Annotated in this window: 8 protein-coding genes; 1 reads left to right on the top strand and 7 read right to left on the bottom strand. The window is 51.4% G+C overall.

The genetic code is table 11. The features are described from left to right. Position 1: 1 nt before the first annotated feature. The 6 genes from KK062_RS04590 to KK062_RS04565 all read right to left on the bottom strand — a co-directional run bounded on the left by KK062_RS04590 (position 2) and on the right by KK062_RS04565 (position 10,225). Positions 2 to 2,017 (bottom strand): chemotaxis protein CheA, encoded by a 2,016-nt coding sequence (locus KK062_RS04590; protein ID WP_254083071.1) that lies wholly within the window; start codon positions 2,015 to 2,017, stop codon positions 2 to 4. Continuing rightward, positions 2,007 to 2,384: a response regulator gene (locus KK062_RS04585; protein ID WP_254083070.1), complete on the bottom strand. Its 378-nt coding sequence runs from the start codon at positions 2,382 to 2,384 to the stop codon at positions 2,007 to 2,009. The genes KK062_RS04590 and KK062_RS04585 overlap by 11 nt, the downstream gene beginning before the upstream one ends. 387 nt (positions 2,385 to 2,771) lie before the next feature. Next, on the bottom strand, positions 2,772 to 5,369 hold the full coding sequence (locus KK062_RS04580) for a PAS domain-containing protein (protein WP_254083069.1): 2,598 nt from the start codon (positions 5,367 to 5,369) through the stop codon (positions 2,772 to 2,774). Between the two features lie 139 nt (positions 5,370 to 5,508). Further along, positions 5,509 to 6,258: a LytR/AlgR family response regulator transcription factor gene (locus KK062_RS04575; protein ID WP_254083068.1), complete on the bottom strand. Its 750-nt coding sequence runs from the start codon at positions 6,256 to 6,258 to the stop codon at positions 5,509 to 5,511. Positions 6,259 to 6,313: 55 nt separating this feature from the next. Further along, entirely contained in the window at positions 6,314 to 9,418 is a 3,105-nt protein-coding gene (locus KK062_RS04570; protein WP_254083067.1) for a PAS domain S-box protein, read from the bottom strand. 66 nt (positions 9,419 to 9,484) lie between these two features. Beyond that, positions 9,485 to 10,225: a sensor histidine kinase gene (locus KK062_RS04565; RefSeq protein WP_254083066.1), complete on the bottom strand. Its 741-nt coding sequence runs from the start codon at positions 10,223 to 10,225 to the stop codon at positions 9,485 to 9,487. A gap of 437 nt (positions 10,226 to 10,662) precedes the next feature. Between KK062_RS04565 and KK062_RS04560 the strand changes: the two genes are divergently transcribed. Next, positions 10,663 to 12,027: an alanine/glycine:cation symporter family protein gene (locus tag KK062_RS04560; protein WP_254083065.1), complete on the top strand. Its 1,365-nt coding sequence runs from the start codon at positions 10,663 to 10,665 to the stop codon at positions 12,025 to 12,027. Here the strand turns inward: KK062_RS04560 and KK062_RS04555 are convergent. After that, positions 12,024 to 13,469, bottom strand: a complete 1,446-nt coding sequence (locus tag KK062_RS04555) for a TonB-dependent receptor (RefSeq protein ID WP_254083064.1) — start codon at positions 13,467 to 13,469, stop codon at positions 12,024 to 12,026. The two genes, KK062_RS04560 and KK062_RS04555, sit on opposite strands and share 4 nt — an antisense overlap. Between the last annotated feature and the right edge of the window lie 166 nt (positions 13,470 to 13,635).

Here is a 13,635-nt window from a genome sequence, read left to right as displayed (position 1 = left end):
GTTAGACAGTGATTGTATTCATACTCATGGAGAACAAGCGCACCGGATCGAGTACCAGGGCCAGGTTTCCATTACCGAGGATCGTACTACCTGAAATGAAGTCCTGGTTTTTATATACATCTCCCAGCGGCTTCATGACGGTCTGCATTTTGCCTTCGATCTTGTCGACGGCGATGCCTTTGCGCGCACCGTTCACCTGGATTGAAATAATATCCGTTGTGCGCGGCGGATTCAGGCCGGGGTGAAATTGCTCACGCAGGGAGAGCACGAACAGAGGCTCTTCGTTCACTACCACGGTTCTGTTTACCTTATCGTCGCGGTAAAGCTCGTCGTACGGTATGCGGTCGATGCGCTCAACGACATTCATCGGTACGACATAGCGTGTTTCGGCTACGTTTACCAGCAGTCCTTCGATGATCGAACGCGACAGCGGCAGTTTGATGTGTATAACGGTTCCGCGTCCCGGTTGGCTCTTAACCGAGACACTTCCCCGCAGCTCTACTATTTTCTGTTTGACCACATCCATGCCCACACCACGACCCGATACGTCGGAGATCTGTGACGCCGTGGACAATCCCGGATGGAAGATGAAGTCATAGATCTCGTCATCCGACAAGTTGGCATCCGCGGCCACCAGGCCTTTTTCCTGCGCCTTCTTCAGAACGTTTTCTTTGCAGATTCCTTTGCCATCATCACTGATGACGATGTTTACGTAGGCGCTCGAATTGAATGCTTTCAGTTTCACGGCGCCATGCTCGGACTTACCGGCGGCTTTGCGCTCTTCGGGGGTTTCGATACCATGGTCAATGGCGTTTCGAATGATGTGGATCATCGGATCGGCCATCAGCTCAATAACGTCCTTGTCCATTTCCGTCTCGGCGCCTTCGCTCAGGAAGTTCACCTTCTTGCCCAGTTGGCGGGACAGGTCGCGCACCAGGCGCTTGAATTTTGTTACGAGTGTTTCAACCGGCACGAGGCCTATTTCCAGCGACGTGTCGCGCAGGCGGCCCGTGATCATTTCCAGTTGCTCGGTTACATTCGTCAGCGCTGCATGTTGCAACGACGAAGCGGTATTGGACAGTTGGGCCTGCAGAATGATCAGCTCGCTAATCCAGTTCAGCAGATCGTCTACTTTGCGTTTGCTTACTTTTATATAACTGTCGGAAGCCACACGCTTACGGCCAGCAGCAGTATCGCTCTCGTCTTCTTCGTTCAGTGGGGCTACGTAAGTAGCCTGACGTCGATCAATGATCGGCTGGATCCTGGCCAGGTTAACGGGTTGCCCCTGGAGTGTATCCAGGTATTCGCTGAAACCGGCATCTTCAAACAGGTCACCCGGAGCCAGGCGGATATATTCTACCGCGCATTCGTTCTCGACGAACATGAAGTAGCTCTCAAGCTCGGCCTGCGGCGCGGTGGTTGCGATCATAACTTCCCATTGCGCCACTTCTCCCGACGGATGCTTGTGCAGCAGCACACGGGAGTTGCCGAGGATGGCAATGTCTTGCAAGATGAAGATGAGCGGATGGTTGCCATCTTCCGTCAATGCTATAGAGGGCGAGACGCGTAAAAAGAAGGTAGCCAGTTCGTCCTTCGTGACCATCGTGCCCGAGAGGTCGGCGAGGTCACCGGTGGCTTCAGCCACCTTTAAGAACTCCATGGCTACCTGTAAATGCTCTTTTAACGCGTCGCTGTTGTTGATGCGGGCTGCATCTTTTTCTTTTAACAGATCCCGTACTTTGTCGAAAGCGTGCAGGGTAATGCTGATCAACCCATCGGTTACCTGCATTTTTCCCTGCCGCACGTAGTCGTACAGGGTTTCCAGCTGATGCGCCAGGGTACCGATGCTCTCAAACCCAAACATGTTGGCGCCGCCTTTGATGGTGTGCATGGTGCGAAACACCTGCTCCAGCGGGGCACTGGCGTGTGGGTTAGCTTCGAGCTGCAGTAGTCCTTCGTCAAGCTCGTTCAGCAGATCCAGCGCGTCCTCTATGAAACGCGTCTGATTAATGTCCATTGGACAGTGCGTTTTCTATCTGTGCAAAGAACGTTTCTGAACGATACGGTTTTTTAATCCATGCCGTCAGTCCCGCCTCTTTGGCGCTACGCATCTTATCCGGGTTCGATTCGGTCGTTAAAAAAATGACGGGTACTTTCGACACCGTCGGGTTATCCTTGATCTTTTTCAGTAATTCAAAGCCCGTGCAGTCGGGCATGTTGTAGTCGGTGAGGACCAGTTTCACGTCCTCTGTTTCGGTCAGCACCTTGTATGCTTCATTGCCGTTGGCAGCGCCCAAAGTCTGGTACCCCTTGCGCTGGAGTGTTTCACATACAAAATCGCGGATGCTTGCAAAGTCGTCTACTACCAGGATGGTTTGTTTCATACGGGGGGTATTGAAATATGTTCGAATTAACGTCGAAACCCCGGATGGGAACAGCGCTGTCGATTAGGTGGGCGGCTTAAGTTATTAAGTGGTTAGTTTTTCCGAACAACATACAGTTTACGGCGATAAGCGGTCGGAAACGGGGAGTAAGTGTCATTGACGGCAGTTTAACTGCCTTGATCACTACGATACGGCTTAAAAGCAAAAAAGCCCCGCGGCCGTCTGCCAGCGGGGCTTTCTAATTCCTGTAACCCTTAAACCCAAAACCTATGATACAGGAGAATTTTACTGTGTATGTGTTACAAATATACGGCGCCCCGGAAGCCTCCGATACCACTAATGAGTAGGTGGGAGAACCAAATGAGTAGGCGGAAGAAGTCGCCGAGTTTACGGCTGCGTCGCCGGGTGGAAGGGCAGCTTTAGCGCTTCAGCTTGTTTGTTGTACAGTGTGAGCGCAAGGGCATCTTCCGTGATGTGATACCGCGCGCCAATATATTGTACGATCTTGCCGGCCTCATCTTTCACCGGAACGATCGTAGCATCCACCCAGTAGTGGGTGCCATCCTTTGCGCGGTTCTTGATAATAGCTTTAAAAACCTGACCTGCTTTAATCGTCTGCCAGAAGACCTTAAAGAGCTCCTTCGGCATATCGGGGTGCCGGAAGATGCTGTGCGGCTTGCCGATCAATTCTTCCCGTGTGTATTTCGACACTTCACACAGTTTGTCGTTTACCAACGTGATGACGCCACGTTCGTCGGCCTCGGATAAAATCGTGGTAAGTCCCAATACGCTCTCCCGCTGCGCAGCCTGCTTTTGCAGGTTTATACGTTCGGTAATGTCTTTGGCAAAGCCCGCAATAGCAAATACCTCACCCGCCTCATTGCGCAAGGGCGCAAAGCTGTTTGCGTAATACGAGGTTACGCCATTGGAAGTGTAGGTTGATACTTCTTCAAATGACTCCCCTTTCAACGCGCGCGCGTACAACGCCTGCTGCTTGTCCTGTTCCTCTTTATCCGGGAACAGGGACAGTATTTCAAACCCTTTCTTCAACGGTATGCCCATGCTTTCGAGCGAGCCACCGAAGACGCGGTTGTAGCTGATCAGGCGGAAGTTCTTATCCAGCGTGTAGATGGAGTCGGTGGCCGCATTTAACAGCTCATTTAAATACCGTTCGTTGTCCTGCACTTCGGTGAGTATGCGGTGCAGCTCTTCTTCCTGGGCCTTCATCTCTTCCGCCCGGTTCTGCGCCTCCTCCAGTAAGGCATCGGTCTTTCGTTGCAGCTCCACCTGCTGCGTCACCTCATGTGAATAGGACGCCAACGCGAAGATCTCGCCAGCATCATTGTACAGGGGGGCGTTGATGCTGGTATGATACGATGTAACACCATTCGTGGTGTAGTCTGTTGTAATTTCAAAGGTCTCCCCTTTTAGCGCCCGCACGTACATCTCGCGCTGTTTTTCACGCTCGGCTCCCTCGGGAAAAAGCGACAGCATGTCAAAACCCTTCTGTAATGGTACGCCCATGGCTTCGAGCGCGGCACCAAAGGCTTTGTTGTAGCTGATCAGCTTCAGGTTTTTATCGAGGGTGTAGATGGAGTCTGTGGAAGCATTGAGCAATTCGTTTAAGTACCGTTCCTGCGATTGCACCTCGTTCAGGATGCGTTGCATCTCCTCCTGCGTAGCCGAAAGCTCTTCCATATTCTGCCGCAGCTCTTCCTCCTGGGCCTTCAGCTCTTCCGACTGATGCTGGGCGTCGTTCCTGGCCTTCGTGAGCTGCGTAACATCCTTGGCAAAAACCGCGGCGGCTATGACATCGCCGGCATCGTTGCGAATGGGACTGTAGGACAGCATATAATACATATCCATACCGTTGACACGGACGTGGTCCGTCATATCAAAGGACTCGCCTTCAAATACACGGCGGTATATGGCGCGATAGCGTTCTTTTTCTTCGGGTGTGGAGAAAATGCGTGTCAGGTCAAAGCCTTTATCGATCTCCATGCCGGCATACGTGGAACGGAACTGCGTATTGCTGTTGATGATGAGCATATTTTTATCTACGGTCAGGATCGAGTCCGTCGAGGCATCGATAAGGTCGATCATGTAACGCTCTTTCCCCTGCACTTCCGTCAGCACGCGGTGCATCTCTTCCTGGGTGGCCGCCAGTTCTTCCATGTTTTGGCGCATCTCTTCTTCCTGTGAGCGCATCTGCTCGGCCTGTTGCTGCGTCTCTTCCAGCAGCTTGCGGGTGCGGTCGTTGGTTTTCACCGCCAGAATGGTAGCCGCAATGCTCTCGGCCAGCTTTTCTGCAAAGTCGATCTTGTAGCGTTTGATCTCCGTGAACGAGGCAATCTCGATTACGCCCAACACCTGCTCTTCAATCTTCAACGGCACGATCAGCAGCGCCGATGGCGACGCTTCGCCCAGGCCGGAGGTTATGCGCATAAAATCCTTCGGAATAACGGTCATATAGGTCGTGCGCTTTTCCAATATGACCTGACCGGTGACACCTTCACCAATCTCAATCCGTTGGGTAAGGTGCTTCTTGCGGTCATAGGCGTAACAGGCGAGCATCTCTAAATACTCGTCGTCCTTTTGGTCGTCGTTAATAACGTACAACGCCCCCTGGTTAGCCCCCATGTATTTGATGAGGTTGCTGATGATGTCTTCGGCCAACACCTTGATGTCGTCGTTCTTCGAACGCAGAATATCCACAAACTTTGCCAGGCCCTCCGTCACCCAGTTGCGTTGACGTTCCTCCTGCGAGAAGCGTTTCATTTGGTCGCGCATGCTGATGAGTGACGATGCCAGCAGATTCTCCTGGTCAACCTTGTCGTCACCGTTGTATTGCACCTCGAGGTTGCCCTGTTCGATCTCTTTGACAAAGCGTGTAGCCCCCGCTACCTCTTGCTGCCCCGAGGTGATGCGTTGGTTGAGGTTGTTGAGATAGTTTTTCTTGATCAGGGCATACGAGAGGATTTTCATGCGGCGTGATATTAAGAGGTAAATAAATCAAGCAGTTGCGGTCAGGCCAGACAATTGCCAACGCAATGTTACCCGGGGAACGAGTATTCAGAAATGGGCATTGAGCAAGTGGCCGATGTGAGTGAGCGGATGGTCCCGGTCAGAGTTTTGAGCCGATGCGGGACAAAAAGCCCTCTTTTTTTCGTTTGGAGACGTCCAGGGATTTGTCATTGTTCATGATTACATAGCCCCCCTCTCCCCGTACATATTTCTTTATGGCATTCAGGTTGATCAGGTAGGAATTGTGAATGCGATAAAAGTTATGATCTGCCAGTAAGTCTTCGTATTCTTTCAACGTCCGGCTCACAATACACTTCTTTCCGTCGGCGAAGGTGATCTCGGTGTAGTTACTGGACGCCTCGCAATATAAAATGTCCTGGATCTTTACAAAGAGCAATCCATCGGACGTCGGTAAGGTCAGTTTGTAGTTGTCAGTAGAACCGGTGCGCAAGTTTTGCATCAGCTGCTGCAACCGGGTGGCAATGGTATCGCCTTTGCGCTTCTCGACTTTCGCCAGTGCGCGCTTAAGCTCTTCAATATCGATGGGCTTGAGCAGGTAGTCGATGGCCGAGAAACGGAAGGCCTTAATGGCATATTCCGAGTAGGCCGTGGTGAAGATCACTTCAAAGTCGATTTCCGGCAGCCGCGTCAATAAGTCAAAACCTGTCTCCCGTTGTAGTTGAATGTCAAGAAACACCACATCGGGTTTGTTCTCTTTGATCGCGTCGATGGCTTCGCCAATATTCTGGCAAAGGGCCTTGACAGTCACATTTTCGCAGAAGTCTTCCAGCAGGATTTTGAGGCTCTCCCTGCTTTTGAGCTCGTCATCGACAATTATACTTGTGATCATAGAGAAGGTCAGACCTAATTTACCAAAAGTATCCTGAAATCCAGTACCGACAAATTTAAAATCTTACCCAGATACGTATTCTTGTACCAGCGGCGCTTCCGTCGGGATGGACCAGGTCATCTATCCCTAAAGAAATGTTATTAAGCTCGTTGATAAGCCGTAAACGCTCCTCGGTCAGCACCGTGCCCATGGATGTATGTTTGGGAAAATTCTTTTCGCGCAACTGGCGGGCTGCTTCCCGCCCAATGCCGTTGTCTTCCACAATGAATAAAACACGGTCACTATCATACCGCACACAGGTCTTCAACAGCCCTTTGTCCGGTTTGTTATACAGACCGTGCAGAATGGCATTTTCTACGTAGGGCTGTATTAAAAGTGACGGGATTTCGATGTTCTCACTATCCAGCTCAGGGTCAATTTCTAAAACGAGCTCGAATTTGTTTTCAAAGCGTACCATCTCCAGGTTGATGTAGTGCTTTAATAGGTCCAACTCGTCAGCAACGCTGATCTTGTCCTTCACGGAGTGGTTCAACACACCACGGATCAGCTTAGAGAATGTTGACAGGTAGTTGATGGCATTTTGCCGGTCGTTCTTCGCAATAAAGAACTGTATCGAATTTAGCGCGTTGAAAATAAAATGCGGGTTCATCACCGACCGCAACGCCATGAGCTTGAGGCCACCAATCTTTTTGTTGGCTTCGGCAAGCTCCAGGTTTTTACGGTTCAGCTCTTCCTCTTTCTGCTTGCGTTCGGTGATGTCCTGGGCATAAACCGACGCTCCAATGATACGATTGTTTTCAATGATCGGGTGGAGCGAAGCCAGAATGGCCCGACCGTTAAGGTCAGATTCTTCCAGTACGGACTCGCCGGCAAAGGCGCGGTTATAAAGTACTTTCCAATACTGCACATATTCTTCGGGCAAGAACCGTCGGGATACATCGAGCACATTCTGACCGACGCCGAAGTTCACATCTTCGGTATTGTGACGTACCATGTCGTGAAACGAGCGGTTCAGCGCGGTAATTCTATAGTGCAGGTCCAGTGACCAGATGCTCATGTCGGTGTTGTTGATAATGGCATCCAGCTTGGCCTCATTCTCGATAATCTTTTCTTCGGCCTTTTTTCGCTCGGTCATGTCGCGGACAACCACCAGCATGTGGTTTTCGCCAGAGAGCTGAATCCGTTTCGTTGTGACCGACCCAAAAAACTGAATACCATCCTTGCCATAGAACTGAGTCTCCAAGCTTACCCCGCCCAGTTGAAAATAGGATTCGAAGTATTTGTTCTTCATATCCTTGTCCACCCAGATCTCAAAGTCGGTGGAAGATTTGCCGAGCACTTCTTCCCGGGTATAGCCCGAGATCATTTCGATCTTACTGTTAACATCGATCAACACCAGATCGTGCTCGCGGAAGATCATCATCAGGTCGGGGCTCAGATCGAAGGCCTTGCGGAAACGTTCTTCGGCTGCCTTCGATTCGGAGATGTCTTTTACGACGCTTAGCAAATGCCCCTCTCCTTCAATCTCGATGCGGTTGCTGGTGATCAGTACGTCGATCTGGCCACCGTCCTTCCGACGCCATTTTGTTTCTATCTGTGCATGACCATGTTTAAAATACGCGTCATAAAACTTCTCGCGTTCGGCCGGATCGATGAACAGCGCGAGCTCTTGCACCGATTTGCCGGCAATTTCTTCTTTGCGAAATCCCAGCACGGTATAGGCGTTGTCGTTTACAGCTACGATCACACCGTCACGTTCGCGGTGAATCGACATGAGGTCGGGACTAAAGCGGAAGGCCTTTGAGAATTTCTCTTCGCTCGAACGCAATCGTTCCTCCGCTTCTTTGAAGTACGTGATGTCGTATGTCAGCCCCAGGATGCGGCGCACGCCGTAGTCTTCGAGCAACGGATGCGCCGTAATGCGCACCCACTTGCGATAGCCCAGGGGTGTTTTGAGCTGCACGGTGATGTCGGAAGGCCGGTGATCCTTCAGCAGGGTGGTGAACGATTGGTTGACAACGGCCTCGCTGCCTGCCTCGTACAAACGGTTTACTTCCTCGAAGTCGCTGCTATTAAAAGAAGGGTCGACACCATAGATGTTATACATCTCGGCCGACCAGAACATGGTCTTGTGCTCAGCGTCGTACTCCCAGCTGCCGATCTTCGCCAATTTTTGTGATTGGTTGAGAACAAACTCGCGTTCGGAAAGTTGCCGTATGTTGATGTATAGCTGGTCGTTGATCTGACGAAGCTCTTCTTCGGTCGAAGCCAGCTCCTCTTCGCGCACCTGCAACGAATAGTTCAAGCTGCGTTGATGCTGCAGTGTGTCCTCCAGCAAAAGCTCGCGCAAGCGCTCGCGGGTTATATCGACCCAGCTGCCGACGGCTTTGTAGGCCTTGCCCGAGGCGTCGCGGAGAAAGGTACCCTGATCAATGACATAGGCAATCTTTCCATCGGCCTTTTTAAACCGGTATGTATCGAAGAAGCTTTCTTCCGTTGCCATCGCACGGTCAAAGTTTTGCTCCACACGCTCGCGGTCTTCTTCATGGATACCCTCGATCCAATCTTGCAGTTTATAGTGCGGCTTGTTAAAACCAAACTCCTCCAATGTCGAGCTGCCCGACATCCACGACAACCGGTTTTCCGGTATATCGTATTCCCACATGGCCGCGCTGGATAGCTCGGCTATCAGCTTGAAGCGATTGCGTTCGTCTTCCAGGGTGTTGAGTGCCTGCTCAAGCTTGTGCTCACGCATGCGTTCCTCCGTCACATCACGCCAGCTGCCAATCACACGTTGCGCCATGCCGCGTTCGTTACGCAGGAAGCGCATCGTGTCGTGTATGATGTAGTAGATATTATTGGCCCCGCAAAAGCGATACTCATGTACAAAATTCATTACCGCAGGGTCTTGCAACGCCTGCTCAAATCCTTTTACCGCGCGGTCGGCATCCTGAGGGTGTACATTGTCACGCCAGAAACTGGGTGAGATAGGGTCTTGAGGAACGGCGTACTTGAGCTTATTGGCGACCGAAGCGAACCAATATGGATGCGACTTATTAAAATCGATTACCCAGATCGCCTCGTTGATGCTATCCAGGATGCTCGAGAACAATGTTGCATCCAGCAACGAGCTAAATTCCTTATCACTGATAGTACTCAATGGCCCACACTTTGTAACGAAGTTACGGGCTAATTGCAATTTTCCAAGAGACAGACGACTTTGTCGCTATGCCTGAAGGCGCGCCTGGCCGAGCTGGTTGGGGATTTCTACCATAAATGTCGTGCCCTTTCCAGGCACCGATTGTACGTTTACTGTCCCGTGCAACCTGGTCACGGCATCCTTTACGATGTACAGGCCGAGCCCCGATCCTTGCCCTTCACCGCTGACGCGGAAGAACATGTCAAAGATAGCTTCCTGGTACTCGGCCGGAATACCGATGCCGTTGTCTGTAAAACTGATACGCGCGCGCGCACTATCCACACTGATGTTGACGTCGAGGAACGAGTCCTGGCGTGCGCTGTTGCGGTAGCGTACGGCGTTCGAGATGATATTGTTGAAGACCATGAGCAACCGGCTGGGGTCGGAGTAAAACGGCGCACGGATGTCCATGTAGTGCGTGCTCCGTACATGTTCGGCGCCCTCCATAAACCGCAGAGTCTCCAGCGACTCCTGCAGCAGCGTGGCCACGTCTATCTCTTTGTCTTCGACATCGGTGCGCGTGTTGCGCGAGTATTGAATGATATCGGTGATAAAATTGTCTAACCGGCCCACACTCTTTTCAATTAAGGCCAGGTACAAATCGGTATTCTTCTTTTCAGCATCGAGCTTGATCATGTTCAGCAGCCCTTTGACACTCATGAGGGGCGCTCGCAGATCGTGTGAGGCGCTGTATACAAAGCGATCAAGCTCGGCATTGATTCTTCGCAACTCCTCGTTCTGACGTTCCATTACATTTCCATTCTCCACGGTCCGATACGTTATTTAGTGGTTACTAAGACTTGAGGGGTCTTTTGTGCTCCGGACATTCCTTTCATCAGCATATCAAAATACCTGCCAGGTTCCTGAGGCATTTTGCAGGCATGAAGCCGTTACTACCGATTGTTGTTATAACGCCGGGGCTGGTGGGATATTGCAGATGCTTCGCCTGGCTAACACCTGCCAGCTTGCCAAGCTTCGCAATTTTCATTTTACTATACTCACTATAAGGTTATTATAAGTTAACCATAGCTTTGGTATAGGTATGCCATAGGTATGCTATAAGCATGCCCTATCGATGCCTCAACTTTACGAGGTTAATCTACTTACCTGGTAGGAAATAACACCTTTTTACTACTTTTAAGCCTCTAAAGTAGAATCAGTTGCGTTTTTGCTCTCTTTTCGCCCTTTTTACCCTACAGGCCTTTTTGGAAGACCTGTCTGGCTACATCTGGTGGCCGGTATTGTTTCTCATCATCGGGGGTGGTTTGTTTTTTATGTTCTATTCCCGATTCATTCACTTTAGGCATTTCAAACATGCGATCGATGTGTTACGGGGAAAATATGACGACCCAAACGCGCCGGGCCAAATCAGTGCCTACAAGGCATTGTCTACGGCGTTGGCGTCTACCGTCGGCATTGGAAATCTCTCAGGCGTGGCCACGGCCATTGCGCTTGGTGGACCCGGTGCGCTCTTTTGGATGTGGGTCACCGCGATCATAGGAATGTCTACGAACTTCTTTACCAGCACGCTGGCAAGTCTCTATCGTGGCAAGGATAGTAATGGTGAAGTGCAAGGCGGCCCGATGTATGTCATTCGCGAGGCAATGGGCAAGCGCTGGCAGCCCTGGGCCGTGATGTTCTGCCTCTGCTGTATGGTTGGGGCGTTGCCGATCTACCAGGCGAATCAGCTAACACAGGCCATCTACGATATTGGATTGGGGGCAATGCCTCTTGCGGGGTTGTCACCCGGCACCTGGAAGGTGCTGATTGGCGTCGTACTCTGTGCCATTGCTTCGGCCGTTATTGTCGGCGGCATCCAACGCATAGGTAACTGGGCGGGGCGCCTGGTGCCGGTTATGATCGTCCTGCATTTTGCCTCGGTCATGATTATCCTGGTGGCATATGCCGACCAGGTGCCGCGGTACCTGGCCATGATTTTCGAGGACGCCTTTGCGGCCCACCACTACCATGGACAACCATTCCTCGGTGGCATGCTGGGCGGTATTATTATGTTAGGTGTACGCCGCGCTACGTTCTCCAACGAGGCGGGCATCGGCACAGCCCCCATGGCGATGGGCGCTGCGAAAAGCTCGGCACCTGTTCAGGAAGGGATGGCGTCCATGCTCAGCCCGGTAATCGATACGATTGTATCGTGTACACTGACGGCACTCGCTATTCTGGTAACGGACGTATGGCAGACCAGCAAATCGTCGGGCATCACCCTGACAGCCGAGGCCTATGCGAAGGCCATGCCGCTGGGCGGCCACTATGTATTGCTGCTCTGCACGTTGGTATTTGGTATCAGCGCCTTGTTTTCATACAGCTATTACGGACGCAAGGCACTGGCCTTTCTGATCGGCGAGCGTTATGGCGCCAGCTACGATTACTTCTACCTCACCATGATTGTCGTGGGCGCTGTGGCGTCTATGGAGACCGTTTTATACCTCATCGATATAGCGTTTGCGCTCATGGCGGTGCCTACCATGATCACGGGCATGGTGCTCGCGCCAAAAGTGATGGCCGAAGCGCGGCGTTACTTTGAGAACGTGATTTACAAACAAAAGCGCTAAGGCTGCGCTTCCGGCACGATGGTAACATCGGCGGTATCGGCAGCCGGCAGGTCGAACAGGCGCTGTTCCCGGATTGCCTCCTCTACTTTGTGCGGCACGAACTTCTCCCAACCCGGCTCGCCCTTGCGGATCATAGCCAGCACGTTGTCAGAGATGATGTGCAGCTTGCGGGTGTCGGCATCGCTCACGTCTTCCATCTTGTTGTTATCAATCAGATAGCGGAACAGATTCTTGAGATTGGGCGGAAGCTCGTTCTCAAAGTCTTTCAGTGTAAAGAGCGTTGCATCCGGACGCAACGCCGGATAAACATATATTTTAACGTTGGTGCCAAACAGCGATGCAAAGCATTCGAGAATTCCCCCCCGAATGTTCTCATAGGTCTTTTCATCAAATACCTTTTGCAGGGCATAGATGCCCATGATGATGCCGATCTTTTTACCGCGGGTGATCTTCGACAGATACTCCACCAGGCGGTAGTATTCGAAGTAATTCGAGATCAATACATTCTGTCCCAGGGAGCAGAGAATATCGCAGCGATGCAGAAAGTCTTTTTCATCCACCTTACCATCCGAACTCAAGTCGTTCAGTGTAAGCTCGGAGAGCAATACAATGTTTGAGCGTGTAACGTCAGGCTCTTGTTTGAAGTGACGCCGCGAGGTGAGCAGCATATCTACGTTAACGTGGGTCGGCGGACGGAATCGACCGCGTAGTACCAACACGTTCTTTTTATAGAGCTCATCCGATGGCTGCATCACGTTGCCGTCGGGGCCGAACATGGCGGCTTTGGTCAGGCCATTCTTCACCATCTTCAACGCCATGAGGCGATTGTCGACGTGCTTAAAGTCGGGGCCTGAGATGCGGAACATGTCGATCTCGATGCGGCGGGCCGTGAGGCCATCCAGCAACGACATTAACATCTCTTCCGGGTCGCTCAGGAACATACACGAGTAGAGCATATTCACACCGACAATGCCCAGAGAGTACTGTTGCTGCAACGGATCGTTGTCGTGCATCTTGACGTGTATGATGCAGTCGTTGGGCTCGCTTTGAGGCTTCAACTGAAATCGCAGTCCGATCCAGCCGTGACCCTGGTTCGTGCGCTCGTAGTTGAGCACCTCTACGGTGTCGGCAAATGCAAAAAAGCGAGTAGTTTCAATGCGGTGTGGTAAACGTTCGGGCAGGAGTACGTACTCGTGGTCGAGCATGCGCATCAACCGGTCTTCACAGACATACCGGTCCCCTACCCCGTAAATCGCATCACTGAATTTCATGTCGTATGCCGACATGGTTTTGGCGACAGTTCCGGAAGCACCTCCTACTTTGAAAAAATTGGCTGCTACTTCCTGTCCTGCTCCTATCTCTGCAAAGGATCCGTAGATGGCTCTGCTGAGATTGATACGCAATGCCTTCTCTTGCGTTGTTAGTTTTCTAAATTCATCCATACGCTGGTCTCCACGCGGGCCTAAGTTACTTTTAATCGGCTACGGTTGAAAAGAAAAGTGTGAAAAATAGAGTGTATTTGCTGTGCATGTATATTAACACGAATCGTGCCTCAAACGTTTCCAACCATTCCTCCGTCAATCGTGTCTATTACAGCATAACCTACTT

The organism is Dawidia cretensis, from assembly GCF_018598175.1.
GTDB lineage: Bacteria > Bacteroidota > Bacteroidia > Cytophagales > Cyclobacteriaceae > Ohtaekwangia > Ohtaekwangia cretensis.
This window is presented reverse-complemented; position numbering and strand designations above follow the sequence as displayed.

Bases quoted from the DNA above. Each gene is read 5' to 3' on its own strand.
- KK062_RS04580 (WP_254083069.1), bottom strand. From the start codon at position 5,369: ATGAAAATCCTCTCGTATGCCCTGATCAAGAAAAACTATCTCAACAAC.
- KK062_RS04590 (WP_254083071.1), bottom strand. From the start codon at position 2,017: ATGGACATTAATCAGACGCGTTTCATAGAGGACGCGCTGGATCTGCTG.
- KK062_RS04585 (WP_254083070.1), bottom strand. From the start codon at position 2,384: ATGAAACAAACCATCCTGGTAGTAGACGACTTTGCAAGCATCCGCGAT.
- KK062_RS04575 (WP_254083068.1), bottom strand. From the start codon at position 6,258: ATGATCACAAGTATAATTGTCGATGACGAGCTCAAAAGCAGGGAGAGC.
- KK062_RS04555 (WP_254083064.1), bottom strand. From the start codon at position 13,469: ATGGATGAATTTAGAAAACTAACAACGCAAGAGAAGGCATTGCGTATC.